Genomic DNA, 17,850 nt, shown 5'->3' on the forward strand with positions numbered 1-17,850 from the left:
GGTCCTTCCTGGTCGGTTCGAAATTACCCTTGCGGGCGGTAGTTGGCCTGGACGCGCTGGGTGAGGAAGTCGGCGGCGGTGACGGGCGGGTAGACGCCGCGGGGTCCTTCGATGATCGCGTCGCGGTCGGCCTGGGCGAAGTAGGCGATGGAGTAGCGGTCGCCCTGGTATTCGTCCGCGCCGGGGCTGCGCACCCGATGGAAGTTGGACGGCAGCAGGTCGTCGCTCCAGCGGGTGAGCATGTCGCCGATATTGCAGGTGATGAGCGAGGAGGACGGGGTGATGGAGGTCCACTGCTGGTTCTCCATCTCCTTGCCGGGGCAGACCTGCAGCCCGCCCTGCCCGTCGCGCTGGAAAAGCAGAGTGAGGCAATCGAAGTCGGTGTGCGCGCCGGCCCGCCAGCGCCCGGGCACGTCGCGCAGTTCGGCGGGCACGGCGAAGTAGTGCAGCAGCCGCAGGGTGGATTGATATTCGGCGGATTCCGGATCGTGGGCGCGGGTGAAGTGATCGCGGGGCAGGCCCAGGCGATCGGCGAAGCAGGACAGCACCCGCATGGCCACGGTCCAGCAGTCGCGCTCGAATTCCAGTACGGCGCTGACGAATCCGGGCAGTTCGGTCTCGCTCGGCCACAGCCCGTCCATGTGCGGCCGGGTGATCTGGTAGGACTCCTTCTGATCCGGCACGCCGATGGACGGCCGCACCTGGCTCAGGCTCTCCCACCCGGAGTTGTTCGCTTTCACCAGCGGGTATTGCGCTTTCACGGCCTCGTCGAGGGCGAAGAAGTCCGCGGTGCGCCCGAATACGGCATCGATGCGCTCCTGCGGAATGCCGTGCCCGGACAGCTGGAAGAACCCGATCTCGGTGGCGGCGATCCAGAGCTGTTCGGTGATCTCGGCGCGCCGCTCCTCGAAATCGGTGAGGTCGATGACGCGGATCTCGCGGGCGGTTTCCGAACCGGCGCCGCCCATCCGCTGTTCGCGGGCGACTTCGGACAGGTCGTAACTGGTGGTCATCGGATTTCCTTGTCGTTCGGGGGTTTTCACCCGGCGGTGACGGTGCGGTCCAGGAATTCGGTGGTGACGAGGTCTTTCGCGGCGAGCCCGGCGGGCACGTCGGAGCCGCCGCGGCGCAGGATGGGCGCGAATTCGTCGATCACCCGCTGCACGCGGGCCAGATCGAAGCCGCCGATCACGCCGTCGGTGTCGCCGCCGATCAGGCCGTTGTCGATGAGGACCTTGGAACCGAAGGCCGCCAGCTCGGCGCTGTAGGGGGTGAACTTCGGGGATTTGGCGACGACGTCCACGACCACGTCGTTCACGTGGCTCGGGTCGGCGCGGAATTCGGCTGTGGCCCTTTGGATCATGGGCACCAGGCGTTGCAGGCAGGGCCGCAGTTCGTTCAGCTTGTCGGCGCGCACGTTGACGGTGCGGGCGTAGCCCTCGTATCCGACATCGCGCAGCAGCTGGTAGGCGATCTGCTTGTTCCAGGCCCGCACTTCGTGCTGGTAGACGTACGGTTCGGAGTTGGCGAAGCCCTGCTGTGCGAAGCCCGGGTCGGCGACGAAGCGCGAGGGCGAGTTGTCGTAGGAGGCGTCGATCTGCCCGGCGCTCACCAGGCCGCGCGCCACCAGCCAGTCCGGATACAGCTGGCCTTTCGAAACCACCACGGGCGCACCGGATTTACCGATATCGGCGATGCCCTTCCAGTCCGGATGGGTCTTGGGATCCCACATGAGCATCTGCGGGCTGTAGCGCAGCAGCGTGGTCACGGCGACCAGCGGCTGCTTGCCCGCCGCGGCGATGGCGTGCTCGGAATGACTGAGCCCCAGCGTGATCGACGGATCGACGTACATCTGCGAGGGCACCGTCTGGAATCCGATGGCGGGTCCGCCGGCCCGGATCTCCAGCTTCACGCCGGTGTCCTTGCCGCCCACCACGAGCGGCCCGGTGACCTTGCTGTTGTCGGCGTCCACCCGGTAACCCGGTCCGAGCAGGCCGAAGATCGGCCCGGAATCGGTTTCCGGTTCCCATTGCAATTGCACGGTCACGGTAGCCGGGCAGACGCCGGCGAGTTGCTGTTCCGGAGCGGCGGGCTCCAGAGCGACTGCGGGAGTGTCGGTTTCGGTGCCGGAGCAGGCGGTGGCGACGGTGACCACGAGGGCGGTCAGCGCGGCCACGCCGCAACGGCGCAGCAGGTTGTGCATGGGTTCTCCACAGGTGTTGATGAATTCGGGCCGGCGTCAGCGGCCGGAGGCGTGCCAGCGGCCGACGGTGAGGCGCTGGGCGGCGGTGAACACCGCGAAGACGGTGACGCCGAACAGGGCGGCCAGCACCAGCGCGGCCAGCAGATCCTCCGATTGCAGGCGGGCGCGGTAGGTGTCGAGCAGGGTGCCGATGCCCGGCTGGCCCTTGGCGAAGAACATGTCGCCGATGACCGCGCCGGTGACCGAGAGGCCGGCGGCGGTGCGCAGGCTGGCCATGATGGACGGCAGCGCGGCCGGTAGCTCGAGGGATACCAGGCGGCGCAGGCGATTCGCGCGGCCGAGGGTGAACAGTTCGCGCAGGTTGGGGTCCACGGATTGGATGCCGAACAGGGTCATGGCGATGATCGGGTGCACGGCGATGAGCACGCACACGATGGTGCGGGCGGCCGGGCCGTAGCCGAACCACAGGCCGATCAGCGGCACCACGGCCAGCACCGGAATGGCTTGCAGCACAACCGCGTACGGGTACACGACCCGTTCGAAGATCTTGGCTTGGCTCATGAACACCCCGACCGCGATGCCCAGCACGGCGGCGATGGCCAAGCCGGTCACCGCGATCCGCCCGGTGACGGCCAGCGCCCGCAGCATGGTCTCCAATTTCGCTGGATCACTGAGGGATTCGGCGAACACGGTATGCGGCGGCGGCAACAGGAAGCGACGGTCGGGGGCCAGCAGCACCAGCGAGACCAGATACCACGCGCCCAGCGCCAATCCGGTCGACAGCAGCGGCACCGCGATCTTGCGGGGCAGGACGAGAACGCTCATGAGCAGGCCGCTTTCAACGCGTGGGAAACCCGGGACACCAGGTCGTTGAAGGCCGGTTGGTAGCGCAGGTCCCTCTCGCGCGGGTACGGCAGATCGATATCGATGATCTCGTGGATACGGCCGGGGCGAGCCGACATGACCACCACCCGCCCGGCCAGGAAGACCGCTTCCGACACCGAATGCGTGATGAACAGCGCGGTGAAGGCATTGTCGCGGTAGAGCCGCAGCAGTTCCTCCTGCATATCCAGCCGGGTGATCTCGTCGAGTGCGCCGAACGGCTCGTCCAGCAGCATGAGCCGGGGCTCCAAAGCCAGTGCGCGGGCGAGGGATACCCGCATGCGCATACCGCCGGAGAGCTGGCCGGGGAGTTTGCCCGCGAAGTCGGCGAGGCCGACCGCGGCCAGGGCACGGATGGCGCGGGCGCGGCGGGTGGCGCGGTCGATGCCGCGCAGTTCGGCGCACAGTTCGACATTGCGCAGTACCTTGCGCCAGGGCAGCAGGGTGGCTTCCTGGAAGATGAAGCCGACCGAATCCGCGTCCACCGCAACGGTTCCCGTGGTCGGGGTGTCGAGGCCGGCGGCCAGGCGCAGCAGGGTGGACTTGCCGCAGCCGGAAGGGCCTACGACGGCGGTGAATTCGCCGGGGCGGATCTCCAGGTCGATATCGGTCAGGGCCGTGACCGCGTCGGAAGTGTTGCCGCCGTAGCGCTTTCCGATTCCCGCGAAGGAGACGGCGGGGCGTTCGGCGCGGGTGGTTCCGGGGGTGGTTCGCACCGGGGCGGTGCCGGTGTCGGGTCCGGTCAACAGGACCATCGCACTCACCTACTCTCGATCAGATTGCGTGCACCGTGTGCATGATTCGAGTCTTATCGATCCGGATTACATGCAATCGTGGAACTGTTTCCAGCTGATTAACTGTTATTGCATGTCGCTCAGGCGCTTCGCCAGCTCGCCGGCGTCGACCCGGGTGCTGCGGCCGGCGGCCAGCACGGCGTCACCGTCCACCCACACCGTGTCCACCACGCGGGGGGAAGCCGTGGTCAGCAGGGTCGCGCCCGGATCGCGGACGGGCAGGCAGGCGAAGTCCCGGTCGAAACGCAGCAGCGTGAGGTCTGCGCGGTCGCCGACGGCGAGACCGTCATGGGCGGCCGGATCGCCGAGCGCGCGGCCCGCGCCCCGGGTGGCCAGGCGCAGCATGGTGTCGATGCCGAACAGGTCGGCGCGCCGGTGGGTGACTCTTTGCAGGTAGGCGCCCATGCGCAGGGCCAGCAGCATGTCCTGGGTGTCGTTGCTGGCCGCGCCGTCCACGCCCAGGCCGACGCCGATACCGGCGGCCAGCATCTCGGGCACCGGGGCGACGCCGCTGCCCAGGCGCATATTGCTCAAGGGGTTGTAGGACACCGCGACTCCGCGCGCCGCGAGAATCGCACGGCCGCGCTCGTCCAGGCGGCAGCAGTGCACGGCGAGGGTGCGCGGGCCGAGCAGACCGCCGCGGTCCAGGTAGTCAACCGCGGAACAGGCTGCATGCAATCGGCACATATCCTCGTCGGTATCGGTTTCCAGCAGGTGGATGGAGATGGTCTTGCCGGTGCGGTCGGAGTGCTCGCGCACGGCGGCCATGCCGTCCGGGGTCAGGCAGCGAGGATTGGGGATCGCGAGCGCGGTGGTGATACGGGAACCGGCCAGGCGCGCGTCAAGATCGGAAATATGCTGCAATACCTCCGGAAGCGGTTGCAGCAGACGCGGATCCATCCCCCACTTGCGCGAGGGGTCGGGCCGGTCCGCCACCCCGCGGCCGAAGATCACCCGGATGCCGAGTTCGCCGAGCGCCCGCAAGGCGGCGGCGTGCACGGCATCCGAGGGGTTCGGCCACATGTGCTCCACCACCGTGGTGACGCCGCTGCGCAGCAGTTCCAGGCCACCCGCCAGCGCCGCCAGATAGGTCTGTTCCGCGGTCGCCGCAACGGTGAATTCGCCTACGCAGTGCAACCATTCGAGCAGCGGCAGGCCCTCCCCCGCGCCGCGCAGCACCGACTGCTGCAGGTGGGTGTGGGTGTTCACGAAACCGGGAATCAGATGTCCGCCGCTGCCGTCGGTATACGACAGCCCGCGATCCCGTCCGGCCCCCGAACCGATCGCGGTGATCCGGCCGTCCTCGACGACCACGTCCCGCCCCGGCAGCCAGCGGGGGCCGTCCGGAGTGGCGGCGTAGACGGTGACCGAACCGATGACGGCGGACAGGGGCGAATTGCGCACCATGCGGCATTCCTCTCGGAAATGCGGCTGGTTCGCCCACCGCCTTCCGGTGGTGCCCCGCGCCCGTTGCAGCCATGAGCGCCGTGCCGGAAAGCGTAGCCCCGCCGCATTTCCCGCAAGTTACGGTCGGCTCACACCCGCACCCAGTCGTCTTCACGGCGTGGGTGCCGTCAGGTTCAGGGGCGGAGGTCTGCGCCTACCTCGAGGATTTCGACGCTCGGGGTGCGTTCGGGCTCCGCGAATTTCAGGAGGGCGTGGGCTTCGGCTTCCACGTCGGCGTGTTCGGCCGGCGTCCACTTCCGGCCCGGGGTGATGCGCAGGCGGGCGGTATCGCGTTCGGGGAAGATCTTGTAGGTGCCGGCCAGGAAGCCGTCGACCAGGATCGGGGAGAGCTGGGTGGCGAAGGCGCGCAAGGGCGGGGCCAGGCCGTCGGGGACGATGCGGGTGCGGTCCTGGTGGGACAGGACGGCATTGTCGTACCAGCCCAGGAGGCGTACGGGGGCGGGCTGATCCGGGTCGGCGAGTTCGGCGTCGGCGGCGTCGTAGAGGGTGCGGCCGCGCTCGTCGGTGTAGGTGCGGACGCGATCGCCGAGGCGGGTCACGGCCGGTTTGAGATTGGTGAGCTTGGACCAGGTCTGCATGTCCATGGTGGTCGCCGGGCCGAAGGCGCGCAGGTAGCGCAGCAGGAGTTCTTCGAGGGGGTAGTCCGGGTCCAGGGGCGCGCCGAGCCAGGGTTCGACGCGCGACCAGACCGGGCGGCTGCTGTCGCGCCAGCGGCCGCGCGGCGGGGTCTGCAGGACCGGGAGCTGGTAAAGCCAAGTCTGCAGTACCGCACCGGGATCGCGGTCGGGGTACAGCTCGGCGGCGCGGGCGCGCAGGTCGGCGGCGGACATGGGTTCGTCGCCGAGTGCGGCTTCGCCGTGCGCGCGGACCTGGTCGGGGTCCAGCCCGACCATCGCGCCGTAGTTGAATCCCTTTCGGAAGGGGATCTTTTCGAGCTCGGGCTGGATGTGCGGGGCGATGCGCAGCGCGTCCGGCGGCGTGACCAGGTGAATGGTGCCGCGCATCAAGGTGATTCGGACCAGCGAGCGGTCGTCGAGCCCGGCCGAGAGGGTGGCCGGGTCGAAATCCGCTGTGCGGCTCCACATGGCGAGGAACGGCGGCAGCATGTCCTGCGCCTGCAAGCCGATCAGGTGATCGCACATGTCCGCGACGCCCAGGGTCGAGCGTTCCAGCAGATGCTGGCGCGCCAGCAGCGTGCGATTCAGCGTGCGAGTGGAGAGCGTCACGACCGGGACGCTACGGCACCGGGACGACACTGTCGCGCCCCGAGATCACAGGTCTGCGGCTTCGTCCTGTCGCTGGGCAGGGTCAGCGGATGGTGACGACCACCTTGCCGGTGGCGGTGCGCTGATCCAGCGCCGCAACGGCTTCCGCGGTGTGGCCGAGGGTGTAGAGCACCGGCTCCGGCGGGTTGATCTTGCCGTTGGCCAGCAGCGGTTCCACCTCGGCCCACTGTTCCTGCAGGTAACCCGGGTGGCTCATCACCCATTCGCCCCAGGCCGCGCCGACCACCTCGACGTTCTTGAGCAGCAGGCGGTTCACCTTCACGGTGGGGATCTCACCGGCGGTGAAGCCGACCACCAGCAGGCGGCCGCCACCGGCGAGGGAGCGGATGCTGTCGGTGAAGCGGTCGCCGCCGACCGGATCGAGCACGATGTCCACGCCGCGGCCGCCGGTCAATTCCTTGACCGCGTCCAGCCAGCCGTCGGTGAGCACCACATCGGTGGCCCCGTTGGCCCGCGCGACCTCCGCCTTCTCGTCGGTGCTGACCACCGCGATCACCCGGCCCGCGCCGAGCGCCTGCGCCATCCGCAGCGTGGAGGTGCCGATGCCGCCGGCCGCGCCGTGCACCAGCACCGTCTCGCCCTCGGCCAGGCGGCCGCGATTGCGCAGGCAGAAGTGCACGGTGAGGTCGTTGAACAGCACGCCCGCACCGGATTCCAGGGACACGTTGTCCGGCAGCTTGAACACCATATTGGCGGGGGTGACCGCGACTTCGGCGGCGGCATTGCCGAGCAGGGTCAGCGCCACCACCCGGTCACCGGCCCGCACGTGCGCGTCCGCGGGGGCTTCGCGCACGATGCCCGCCACCTCACAGCCCACGATGAACGGCAGCTGCGGCTTCATCTGATAGAGCCCGCGGGTCATGAGCACGTCCGGGAAGGCGATGCCCGCCGCGTGCACGTCGATCACCACGCCGCCCGGATATGCCGAAGGCTCGGGAACCTCCAGCAACTCGATGGATTCCGGGCCCTCCAGCTTGCTCACGACGGCTGCGCGCATTCCCGATCAACTCCGATCAATCCACCTGCGGATACCAGCCGAACGTAACCGATCGCCCAGTCCGTTGCCAATGCCTGGGCACGGTCAGCGGTGGGCGTATTCGATCATCGTCTCATTGCTGTCGACCTTGCCGTTCTTCTTCGTGATGACGAGTGCGTCGGAGGTGATCCGGTACTGGGTGCTGTCCTTCGGGTTCGTGACGGTCCAGCCGCCACTGCCATCGGAGGTGGGATCGTCGAGTTCGATGCCCGCGCCGTCGCTGATCCGCACGCCCTTGTAGTAGTAGCGGCCGACGCCGGTACGGCAGATCAGCACCCGTGACGACGCCGTACGCCCGTACGCGACAGCCGGATTGTCGCCATTGCACCGCGGCCCGCCGACGAAACCCTGTCCGTCCGTGCCGGATACATTGCCCACCAGCGGTGCGAGCGTCGTGGCGTACACGGTCGTATTCGCCTGCCCGCCAGCCGTCGCACCCCCCGCCTGCGCGGCACTCCCGGTCACCGAAGCCGCCGAATTCTTGGCGCTCCCACTGCTACCCCCACTGCCCGACAGCAACACCCAGCCCAGCACCCCGCCCAACAGCAGCACCACCACGACCAGCCCGCCGACCAGCACCGGCATGGACCCACGCTGCTTCGGCGGCAGAGGCAGCGGCGCGGAAGGATGCTCGCGCGGCCCGGTAAATCCCGCCGCCCCGCCCACCCGAGTCGCCGAATACCCTTCCGGCAAAGGCGAATACCCGCCGGGCTCCCGACCGCCGACCGGTGCTGGGTAACCCACCGGGCCGGAGCTGCCCTGGCCCGGCTGCAAACCTGCGGGTGGTTGCGCGGGCCAGGCGGTGGAGCCGGGTGAATGCTGTTGTGCGGCAGGAGGGTAGGGGATGGCGGGGCCGGTCGGGGAGGTGGCGGAGGAGTCGTGTTGGAGGGCAGCTCTGGCGGCGCGGGCCAGTTGGCCGGCGGAGGCGTAGCGCTGGGCGGGGTGTTTGGCCATGCCGAGGGCTACGACGTGGTCGAAGGCCGGGGGGATGCCGGGGTGGCGGCTGGGTTGCGGGGGCGGGGTGAGCATGTGGGCGCGGATGGTGCCCAGGTTGTTCTCGGATCGGAAAGGCGGTGTGCCGGTGAGGCATTCGTAGAGAACGCAGGCCAGGGCGTAGATGTCGGAGGTGGGGGCGACCGCGGCGTGGTGTTCGAAACGTTCGGGGGCCATGTAGGCGAAGGAGCCGATGGTGCTGCCGGTGCTGGTCAACTGGGCGTCGGAGGCGGTGTGGGCGATGCCGAAATCGACCAGGTAGGCGAACAATTCGCCGGTGAGGATGATGTTGCCGGGTTTGATGTCGCGGTGCACCAGCCCGGTTTCGTGGGCGGCGTCCAGGGCGGCGGCCACCTGTTCGACCACCGAGACGGCGTCGGCGGGCGACAGCGGCCCGTCCTCGTGCAGGTGCGCCTTGAGGTCGCGCCCGCGCACCAGCCGCATGTCGATGTAGAGGACGCCGTCCACTTCGCCCCAGTCGTGCACGGGGATGACATGCGGTTCCTGCAGCCGCGCGGCGGTCCGGGATTCCCGGCGGAAACGTTCCACATAGGTGGCCGACTTGGCCAGCTCCACATCCAGCAGCTTGATCGCCACCACCCGATCGCGCACGGTGTCGTAGGCCTCGTACACCTCGCCCATGCCGCCGACGCCGAGCAGCCGCCGCAATTCGTACTGCCCGAACCGCGCACCGGCCCGATCACCTGCGGCCACCGTCCCGCCTCCCCGTCGCTCGCCGTACCACCCGCAAGGCTACGGCCCGGCACCGCCGAGTTCCACGGGTCGGGACAAGTACAGCCGACTCGACGCGTATGTGTGACGCACGCCCCGTAAAGTCTTGTTTCAGCAAGCACCGCACGAAACGCGGCACACCCAGTGCAGCGCGAGGAGCACCAGTGTCACTCGATCAGCCACTCGCCCCGCTTCCCCAGGAGGGCTCGGGTTTCTCCGCGTCGTGGCCGGTCCGGGCCGGCGACGTGGATCCCTATCAGCGGCTGCGTTTCGACGCCACGGCCCGCTATCTGCAGGACATCGCCTGGGAGGAAATGCATTCCGGCGCTTTCGAGAACTCCGATCCGGCCTGGATCGTGCGCCGCACGGTGGTGGATGTGGTGCGGCCCATCCATTGGCCGGACCGGGTGCGGCTGACCCGCTGGTGTTCGGCCATGTCCACCCGGTGGACCAATATGCGGGTCCGGATCACCAGCGAGAACGGCGGATTGATCGAGACCGAGGGGTTCTGGATCAATATCAACGAGTTCACCAATATGCCGACCCGGATCAGCGACGACATGCTGGCGCAGCTGTCGCGCACCACCGACGAGCACCGGCTGCGCTGGCGGCCCTGGCTGACCGATCAGACCCCGCCGGAGAGCGACACCGATCTGCCGTTCCCGGTGCGCTCCACCGATATCGACCAGTACAACCACGTGAACAATGCCGCGTATTGGCAAGCGGTGGAGCAGTATCTGGTCGATTACCCGAAGCTGGTGGCGGGACCGCACCGCGCGGTCATCGAATACATCGCCCCGGTGTGGGCGCGCCAGCACATCGCGGTGCGCAGCCGGTACGAGCCGGGCGATCGCACCGGGCATCCGGTGCTGCGCCTGTGGTTCGTGGTGGGCGGCGTGACCACCACCGCCGTCCGCATCGGCCCGCTGCCGAACTGAAGCCGCCCGCGACGGACCAGCGCCGAATCGGTTGGCGGCGCGACATTCCCGGCGAAATGGCCGTCGCTGAAAGTTTGCCTGGCAGACTCGCCGAGCATGAGGCTCACGCATTTCACCCTGCTGGCCGCCGCGCCGCTACTGGTGGCCGGGCTGACCGCGTGCGGTCAATCCTCGGATTCCAAGGATGCCGCGAAGACCACCACCGCGGCCGCGACCACCACGACGGCCGTGCCCGCCACCACGACCAGCGCCGTCGTGCCGCCACCGCCCACCACCGTGACCACTTCACCGGCGCCCATTACGACCGTCACCACCTCGCCGCCGCCGACCACGACATCGACCGCGCCGATCGCGGACGCCGATTGCGGGCCGGTTACCGATGCCGGCGGCGGCACTCGCACGGTGATCGCGGTCGGCACCCCCGCCGGGCGGGTCGGCTGCACGGAAGCCATCAATGTGGCCACGAAGTACGTGCAGACCATCAGCGACAGCGATGTGATGGTCGTCGACGGCTGGCAGTGCAATGCGCAGCCCGATCCGGCGGTGCCGTCCATGTGCGCCAAGGACGGTCTGCTGATCAACCTGCGCGCCAACTGATCCGGAACGCCGAATGGCCCCGTCCGAGCGGGACGGGGCCATTCGCCGTGCTACGCCTTACCCTTTGGCGGCCTTGAGCAGATCCTCGAGGCTGGTGAACTTCACGCGCGGACGCCCGGCGGCCTTGCCCGCGGTCTTCTCCGCGGCGTCGATGGACTTCCAGCCGTCCCGACCGACCTGATCCGGCTGCCGCTGCGCGAGCAGCGCGTCCAGCGCGGCGCGATCGGCTTGCGGCGCGGCCAGTTTGCCGGTGCTGAAGTCCTCGATCAGCTGATCGACGGTCTCCTGCGAATCGACCCGGTTGGAGCCGATGACGCCGCGCGGGCCGCGCTTGATCCAGCCCGAGACGTACACGCCCGGCACGGTCTCGCCGTCGAGTTGCACGCGCCCCTTGGCATTCGGGATGACGCCGCGCGCCTCGTCGAACGGCACGTCGGCGACGGGCTCGCCCTTGTAGCCGATGGACCGCAGCACCAGCGAGGTCTCCAGCACGCCGGTCCGGTCGGAGGCGACGGCGCGGGTGACGCCGTTCTCCTCGACGAGATCGTTGTGCACGTATTCCAGGGCCTGAACCTTGCCGTCGCCGGTGATGGCGGTGGGGGAAACCAGGTAGCGGAACACGATCCGCTTGTTGGCCGGGTTACGGGTCCCGGCCGCGTACTCCTGCGCGAGGGTGTACTTGAGCTGCAGCGACGGCTCGACCTCGGCATCGTCCAGCTCGGCCTGCGAGGCGGGATCGAGTTCCAGGTCGACGGGATCGACGATGACGTCGACGCCCTTCAGATGCCCGAGCGCCAGGAATTCCGGCGAGGTGTAGGCGGCCTGCAACGGTCCGCGGCGGCCCAGCACCACCACCTCCTGGATATTGCTGCGGCGCAGCGCGTCCAGGGCGTGATCGGCGATATCGGTCTTGGCCAGTTCGTCCGGCGCGACGGTGAGCACGCGCGCCACGTCCAGTGCCACATTGCCGTTGCCGACGATGACGGCCCGCTCGCCCGAGAGATCGAATTCGCGGTCGGCGAAGTCCGGATGCCCGTTGTACCAGGCCACGAATTCGGTGGCGGAGTACGAACCGGGCAGGTCCTCGCCGGGCACGCCGAGCTTGCGGTCGGTGGCCGCGCCCACGGCGTAGATCACCGCGTGGTGGTGCTGCAGCAGCTCCTCGTGCGAGATGTGCTTGCCCACCTCGACATTGAGCCGGTACTGCAGCGCCTCGCGCCGGAACGCGGACTCGAACAGCGAGGCCACGGACTTGGTGCCCGGGTGGTCGGGGGCGACGCCGGCGCGCACCAGGCCGTAGGGCGTGGGCAGCCGGTCGAACAGTTCGACCTCGACGTCGGCGCGGCGCAGCAGTTCCTCGGCCGCGTAGCACGCGGCCGGGCCCGCGCCGATGACGGCGACGCGCAGGGTGCCCAGATCCTTGGGCGCGCGGGTCGGGGCGACGAGGGGCTCGAAGTTGGATTCGAGCGGATGCCGCTGGAAGTAGGCGGCATTGATGTCGCGGAACCGAGCCAGCGAGGAGAGCAGGTCGTCCTCGGAGAAGATGGCGTCGACGGGGCAGGCGTCGACGCAAGCGCCACAGTCGATGCAGGTGTCCGGATCGATGTAGAGCTGCTCGGTGGTGGCGAACTCACGTTGCTCCGGAGTGGGACGAATGCAATCGACCGGACACTCGGGTACGCAGCTGGCGTCGTTGCAACAACGCTGCGTGATCACATAGGCCATATCTCGCAGATCCTCGAAACAGTCGCGTGGTGCTACTCAGCTCGGGTTCGAGCAGGGTCGGTAGAACACGTTCTAATATAGGCGGCGTTCCGGCGCGGGCCGGCCCCGGTGTGACGCCACCTTCAGTGTGCCTCGAGTGTGAGGGTCGTCTCTCGGCAGCGTCGGAGTAGAACATTGTGGCACCGGCCTCCACCTGTCAACTCATCGCCGCCTAACGTATCGGTATGGTGCGGACCTTGATCCTCATGCGACACGGCAAATCCGGCTATCCGGAGGGCGTGGCCGACCATGAACGCCCGCTCGCCCCGCGCGGGCAACGTGAGGCCGCGCTCGCCGGGGACTGGCTGCGCGCGACCCAGCCGAAGATCGACGCGGTGCTCTGCTCCACCGCCACCCGCACCCGGGAAACGCTCGCCGCCACCGGCATCACCGCGCCCGTCACCTACGAGAGCGCCATCTACGAGGCCTCCCCGCACACCTTGATCGAACTGGTGCAGCTGGCCGACGAGAACGTGGAAACCCTGCTGCTGGTCGGTCACTCCCCCGGAATGCCCTGGACCGCATGGGAACTGGCGGCCAACCGGAACTCCGCGGCGGCCGAGGACATGAGCCGCAAATTCCCCACCTCGGCGCTGGCCGTGCTGGAATTCGACCGCCCCTGGGCAGCCGCCGACCCGGGCACGGGCGAACTGGTCCGCTTCCACGTGCCCCGCTGAACCCGTTCCCGGGTTACTTCAAAAGCCGCCCGCGCCACACCGCAACGCCGCCCAGCGCCAGCAACAGCAGCAGGGCCCAGCCCCACCCCGCCACCACGCCGACGATGCCCAGGATCACCAGCACCGGCAGGGCCGCGATTGCCGCGATGACCGGCTGTTCCTTCACCGATTCCAGGGCCGAGCGGGCCCGGACGCGGTCGATCTCTTTAGCCATGCCCCCAGGGTACGGGCGAATTCTGTTTCCGATCCGCCCGTTTCGACCGGTGCCGAGTGGCACTCTCGAACCCATGGATTGGAAAATCGAGCTCGTAGCCCTGCCCGTCTCCGACGTCGATCGTGCCAAGGACTTCTACGTCAAGATCGGTTTCAATGCCGACCACGACCACTCCCCCAGCCCGGACATCCGTTTCGTTCAGCTGACCCCGCCGGGTTCCGGCTGTTCCATCTGTATCGGAAAGGGCCTGACCAGCGCGGCTCCCGGCAGCGTGGAGGGCATGCAGGTGGTGGTGGCCAGCGCGGAACAGGCCTACCAGCAGCTCATCGCGGCCGGTGTCGAGGCGACGCCGGTCAAGGACGAGGGCTGGGGCCTGTTCACCTACTTCGCGGACCCGGACGGCAACAAATGGGCCGTCCAGGAGCTGCCGAAGTACTGAATCCCGCACCCGCTCAGGCGAAGTCGGCGAGGTGGTCGCCGACCCATTCGGCGTAGGTGCGCGGCGCGCGCCCGGTGAGATCCGCGACGACCGTATTGACCGCGGCGGGCTTGCCGACGGTCGCGGCCATCAGGTCGAACAGCGCGTTGATGAACGCCGGGTCCATGAACTGCGCCATCTGCGCCCGCACCGGGGCATCGTCGAGCTCCTCGAAGGTGAGCGGGCGGTTCAGCGCCTTGCCCAGGATCTCGACCTGTTCCACCTGGGTCAGCGATTGCGGGCCGGTGAGCTCGTACACCTTCCCGGCATGGCCGCCGGGCAGCACGGCCGCGGCCACCGCGGCCACATCGTCCTCGTGGACGACCGACGCCGCGGCCTGCCCGTACGCGGCGCGGATGACATCGCCGCCGGCCAGCTGCATGGCGAAGGTCAGTGAGTTGATGGCCGGGAACAGCAGGCGCAGGAAGGTCCATTCGATGCCGGACGCTTCGACCGCGGCTTCCACATCACGGTGGTACTGCGCGATCACATCGGGCTGCGCGGTCGCGCCGTCGACCACCGCGCCCGAGGACAGGAAGACGATGCGCCGCACCCCGGCGCGCTCGGCGGCGGCCAGCAGCGGCTGCACGTCCATGCCGTAGGGCAGCACCAGGAAGATCGCTTCCACCCCCGAAACCGCCTCGGCCAGCGCGTCTTCGGAGGTGAGATCGCCCGCGGTCACCTGCACCCCGGCGGGGAATTCGGCGGCTTCGGGGCGACGGGTCAGAGCGCGCACCGGCTTGCCCGCGGCGAGCAGGGCGTCCACGGCCTGACGGCCGAAGTGAGCGGTGGCGCCGATAACGAGGTACATGGGTTCTTCCCTTCGGATCAGCGACCCTGGTCGGTCGCATGACTCGAACAGTATCAGAACGGAATGATCTATTCCAAATCAATTTTTCGGGTTGACCGGAATGATTCGTCCTGTTTCACTTGAACGGAACAAAGCATTCCGTTCTGGTTAGCCAGCCGGCCTCAGGAGACAGCAGTGACCATCGCAGTCGAGCATCCGACGCAACTCGAAAACCCTGCCACCACAACCGAATCCACCGGCCCACTGCCGCGGCGCTGGTGGGGGCTGGTCGCGATTCTGGCCGCGACCCTGCTCAACCTGCTGGACGCCACCATCGTGAACGTGGCCGCGCCGGCCATTCGCGGTGAGCTGGGTGGTTCGGCGGCGACCGTGCAGTGGCTCAGCGCCGGATACACCCTGGCCATGGCCATCGGGCTGCTCACCGGCGGACGCCTCGGCGATATGTACGGGCGCAAGCGGGTGCTCATGATCGGGCTCACCGGCTTCCTGATCGCCTCGCTGCTGTGCGGCGCGGCCGGATCCATCGAACTACTGCTGGCCGGGCGGGTGGTGCAGGGGCTGTTCGCGGCGGTCATGGTGCCGCAGTGCTTCGGGCTCATCCGCGATCTGTTCGGACGCGAATTCGGTAAGGCCTACGCGGCTTTCGGTCCGCTGATCGGGGTGGCCACCATTGCCGGGCCGATCGTGGCCGGGCTGCTCATCGACGCCGACCTGCTCGGCAGCGGCTGGCGGTCGATCTTCCTGATGAACCTGCCGCTGGGCGTGGTGGCGCTGGCGCTGGGCGCGTGGATACTGCCCGCCGCGGCTCCGCTGCCGGGTCTGAGCCTGGATCTGCGCGGCGCCGTCGTGGCCGGAGCCGGGATGGGAATGCTGCTGTACCCGCTGGTCGAAGGCCGGGAAGCCAGTTGGCCGAGCTGGATGATCGCCATGCTGATCGCGTCGGTTCCGGTGCTCGGGCTGTTCGTCCGTGATCAGGTGCGCCGGTCCCGGACCGGTCGGGCCGCGCTCATCGAGACCAGTGTGTTCGCCAAGCGCTCCTACACCTCCGGCATCGGTTTCGTGACCGTGTTCTTCGGCGGAGTGGGCGGTTTCTCGCTGGCCGTCGGGCTGTTCCTGCAGCTGGGGCTGGGCTACGGCGCGCTACGGGCCAGTCTGACCATGGCGCCCTGGGCGATCGGCGCGTTCCTTGGTTCCGGGGTGAGCGCGGGCCTGGCGCCCAAGCTCGGCCGCAAGGTGCTGCACCTCGGGCTGGCGGGCATGCTGCTCGGGCTGATCGCGCTGTTCCTCCAGTTCGGCGGATCGACCGCGCCGAGTGCACTCGCGCTGGCTCCGGCCTTGCTGGGGTACGGACTGGGCATGGGCATGATCTTCGTGCCGCTGTTCGGGATCATCGTCGGCGAACTCGACGACCACGAGATCGGTTCGGCCTCAGGGCTGCTGGAGTCCTTCCAGCAGGGCGCTGCGGCGCTCGGCGTGGCGGTGCTGGGCACGGTGTTCTTCAGCGGCTTCGCGCTCGGTGACAGCCCCGCGGTCGCGCTCGATGCCATGCGAGCCGTCACCGGCGTGGCGATCGCGCTCACCGCGGTGTCCTTCGCGGTGGTGTACGGATTGCCGAAACAGGGTGCCGCGCAAGCGCACTGACCCGCGAGGAGCGAACCATAGCCACTTGTCCGCCCCAGCCCCTCGGCTGGGGCGGACTTTCCCGTATTCCACACCCGCGCCCTCAGGCGGCGGTGACGGCGGCGGGGGCGGCGATCACGCGGCGCCGGCGGCTCGGCAGCATCAAGGTCGGGTTGCGGACGCTCCAGGCGGCGCCCTTGCAGATCAGTTCCTTGATGCGGGCGCCCTTGCGGCCGAGGTCGACCTTCGCGGTCGGCTCGTCCTCCTTGGTCACCTTCTGCACGATGGCATCGTGGCGGCCCAGGCTGATGCACTGGCTGTTGTAGCCGATCGGGGCGTCCGGAACCGGGCGGCCGGTCAGGCGCGCGGCGATCGCGTCACCGCCCAGCCACGCCATCGGGGAGGCGGTGGCGCAACCCATGCGCAGCGTCTTGCCGCCCACTCCCGCCGCGTGCGCGGCATCGCCGACGGCGTAGACATCCGGGTGCGAGACCGAACGCAGGGTGGCGTCGACGACGATCCGGCCGGCGTCCGACACGGTCAGGGTGCTGGCGGCCGCGATCTCGTGCACCGCGAAACCCGCTGTCCAGACCGTGATCCGGGCCGGGATCTCCGCGCCCGACCGGGTGACCACACCGTCCTCGGTGACGCGGACGACATCGGCGCCCTCGTGCACGGTGATGCCGAAACGCTCGAACGCGGCCCGCAGGTGCGCCTGCGCCTTCTCGTGCAGCCAGTCGCCGACCCCGCCGCGCGCGGCCATCACGACCCGCAGATCCGGTCGCGCCTCGGCGATCTCGGTGGCGGCCTCGATGCTGGTCAGGCCGCCGCCCACGATCAGCACGGTCTCCCCGGCGGCCAGTTCGCGCAGGCGCTCCCGCAGGCGCAGCGCGGCCGGCTTGCTCGCCACGTGGTGGGCGTACTCGGCGACGCCCGGCACCCCGAAGTCGGCGACGGTGCTGCCCAGGGCGTAGACCAGGGTGTCGTATTCCAGGGTCGCGGCGCCGTTCTCGTCGGCGATCGCGACGGTCTTGCGCTCCGCGTCGACCGCGCGCACCCGGGCGATCCGGACCTGAACGCCGGTGCCCGCGAACAGCTTCCGCAGCGGGCACACCGGCAGCTCCTGTCCGGCCGCGACCTGGTGCAGGCGGACCCGCTCGACGAAATCGGGATCGGCGTTGACGACGGTGATCTCGACGTCGTCGCGGTGCAGGCGCTTGGCCAGGCGGCCGGCGGTGATGGCTCCGGCGTATCCGGCGCCCAGGACGACGATGCGGTGCTTCATGGTGGTGCTCCTGTCTCGGTGGGTTCGGTACTTGAACCGGACAGGATCACGAATGCTGACAGCGGCCGACTGT

General features: G+C 68.9%; 17 protein-coding genes. 5 read left to right on the plus strand and 12 right to left on the minus strand.

Going from position 1 to position 17,850, the window contains the following annotated elements:
- Positions 1-23: 23 nt before the first annotated feature.
- The 8 genes from LTV02_RS24020 to LTV02_RS24055 all read right to left on the minus strand — a co-directional run bounded on the left by LTV02_RS24020 (position 24) and on the right by LTV02_RS24055 (position 9,375).
- Positions 24-1,013, minus strand: coding sequence for an isopenicillin N synthase family dioxygenase (locus LTV02_RS24020; RefSeq protein ID WP_233034018.1), 990 nt, complete (start codon positions 1,011-1,013; stop codon positions 24-26).
- A gap of 26 nt (positions 1,014-1,039) precedes the next feature.
- Entirely contained in the window at positions 1,040-2,203 is a 1,164-nt protein-coding gene (locus LTV02_RS24025; RefSeq protein WP_233034020.1) for a type 2 periplasmic-binding domain-containing protein, read from the minus strand.
- Positions 2,204-2,239: 36 nt separating this feature from the next.
- A complete protein-coding gene (locus LTV02_RS24030; protein WP_084535205.1) occupies positions 2,240-3,028 on the minus strand; it encodes an ABC transporter permease in 789 nt (262 codons plus the stop codon).
- Entirely contained in the window at positions 3,025-3,840 is an 816-nt protein-coding gene (locus tag LTV02_RS24035) for an ABC transporter ATP-binding protein (RefSeq protein ID WP_233034022.1), read from the minus strand. The genes LTV02_RS24030 and LTV02_RS24035 overlap by 4 nt, the downstream gene beginning before the upstream one ends.
- Before the next feature lie 105 nt (positions 3,841-3,945).
- Positions 3,946-5,286 (minus strand): amidohydrolase family protein, encoded by a 1,341-nt coding sequence (locus LTV02_RS24040; RefSeq protein WP_233034023.1) that lies wholly within the window; start codon positions 5,284-5,286, stop codon positions 3,946-3,948.
- Between the two features lie 173 nt (positions 5,287-5,459).
- The gene (locus tag LTV02_RS24045) at positions 5,460-6,572 is read right to left on the minus strand and encodes a winged helix DNA-binding domain-containing protein (RefSeq protein WP_233034025.1); all 1,113 of its coding nucleotides are present in this window, start codon (positions 6,570-6,572) and stop codon (positions 5,460-5,462) included.
- Between the two features lie 82 nt (positions 6,573-6,654).
- Positions 6,655-7,629, minus strand: coding sequence for an NADPH:quinone oxidoreductase family protein (locus LTV02_RS24050; RefSeq protein WP_067716392.1), 975 nt, complete (start codon positions 7,627-7,629; stop codon positions 6,655-6,657).
- A gap of 84 nt (positions 7,630-7,713) precedes the next feature.
- Positions 7,714-9,375: a serine/threonine-protein kinase gene (locus tag LTV02_RS24055; protein WP_233034028.1), complete on the minus strand. Its 1,662-nt coding sequence runs from the start codon at positions 9,373-9,375 to the stop codon at positions 7,714-7,716.
- Between the two features lie 182 nt (positions 9,376-9,557).
- Between LTV02_RS24055 and LTV02_RS24060 the strand changes: the two genes are divergently transcribed.
- Both LTV02_RS24060 and LTV02_RS24065 read left to right on the plus strand, forming a co-directional pair.
- Positions 9,558-10,331, plus strand: a complete 774-nt coding sequence (locus LTV02_RS24060) for an acyl-[acyl-carrier-protein] thioesterase (RefSeq protein ID WP_067716398.1) — start codon at positions 9,558-9,560, stop codon at positions 10,329-10,331.
- Positions 10,332-10,427: 96 nt separating this feature from the next.
- Positions 10,428-10,928 (plus strand): hypothetical protein, encoded by a 501-nt coding sequence (locus LTV02_RS24065; RefSeq protein WP_233034030.1) that lies wholly within the window; start codon positions 10,428-10,430, stop codon positions 10,926-10,928.
- Between the two features lie 57 nt (positions 10,929-10,985).
- On the opposite strand, the gene LTV02_RS24070 is transcribed toward LTV02_RS24065, so the two are convergent.
- Complete coding sequence (locus LTV02_RS24070) at positions 10,986-12,653, minus strand: FAD-dependent oxidoreductase (RefSeq protein ID WP_233034040.1); 1,668 nt, start codon at positions 12,651-12,653, stop codon at positions 10,986-10,988.
- A gap of 224 nt (positions 12,654-12,877) precedes the next feature.
- On the opposite strand from LTV02_RS24070, the gene LTV02_RS24075 reads away from it, so the two are divergent.
- A complete protein-coding gene (locus tag LTV02_RS24075; RefSeq protein WP_233034042.1) occupies positions 12,878-13,369 on the plus strand; it encodes a SixA phosphatase family protein in 492 nt (163 codons plus the stop codon).
- Positions 13,370-13,382: 13 nt separating this feature from the next.
- Here LTV02_RS24075 and LTV02_RS24080 read toward each other — a convergent pair whose 3' ends face one another.
- Positions 13,383-13,583 carry a hypothetical protein gene (locus tag LTV02_RS24080; protein WP_067716410.1) on the minus strand — a complete coding sequence of 67 codons (201 nt, stop codon included), beginning with the start codon at positions 13,581-13,583 and terminating at the stop codon, positions 13,383-13,385.
- A gap of 73 nt (positions 13,584-13,656) precedes the next feature.
- On the opposite strand from LTV02_RS24080, the gene LTV02_RS24085 reads away from it, so the two are divergent.
- Complete coding sequence (locus tag LTV02_RS24085) at positions 13,657-14,022, plus strand: VOC family protein (RefSeq protein ID WP_067716413.1); 366 nt, start codon at positions 13,657-13,659, stop codon at positions 14,020-14,022.
- Positions 14,023-14,035: 13 nt separating this feature from the next.
- Here the strand turns inward: LTV02_RS24085 and LTV02_RS24090 are convergent, their stop codons facing one another.
- Positions 14,036-14,872, minus strand: a complete 837-nt coding sequence (locus LTV02_RS24090) for an NAD(P)H-binding protein (protein WP_233034044.1) — start codon at positions 14,870-14,872, stop codon at positions 14,036-14,038.
- A 174-nt stretch (positions 14,873-15,046) separates the two neighbouring features.
- Here LTV02_RS24090 and LTV02_RS24095 point away from each other — a divergent pair, with 174 nt between their 5' ends.
- Positions 15,047-16,513 carry an MFS transporter gene (locus LTV02_RS24095; RefSeq protein WP_233034045.1) on the plus strand — a complete coding sequence of 489 codons (1,467 nt, stop codon included), beginning with the start codon at positions 15,047-15,049 and terminating at the stop codon, positions 16,511-16,513.
- Between the two features lie 82 nt (positions 16,514-16,595).
- Here LTV02_RS24095 and LTV02_RS24100 read toward each other — a convergent pair whose 3' ends face one another.
- Positions 16,596-17,777, minus strand: coding sequence for an NAD(P)/FAD-dependent oxidoreductase (locus LTV02_RS24100; protein ID WP_233034046.1), 1,182 nt, complete (start codon positions 17,775-17,777; stop codon positions 16,596-16,598).
- Positions 17,778-17,850 lie beyond the last annotated feature (73 nt).

Source organism: Nocardia yamanashiensis, from assembly GCF_021183565.1.
In the GTDB taxonomy this organism is placed as follows: Bacteria; Actinomycetota; Actinomycetes; order Mycobacteriales; family Mycobacteriaceae; genus Nocardia; species Nocardia yamanashiensis.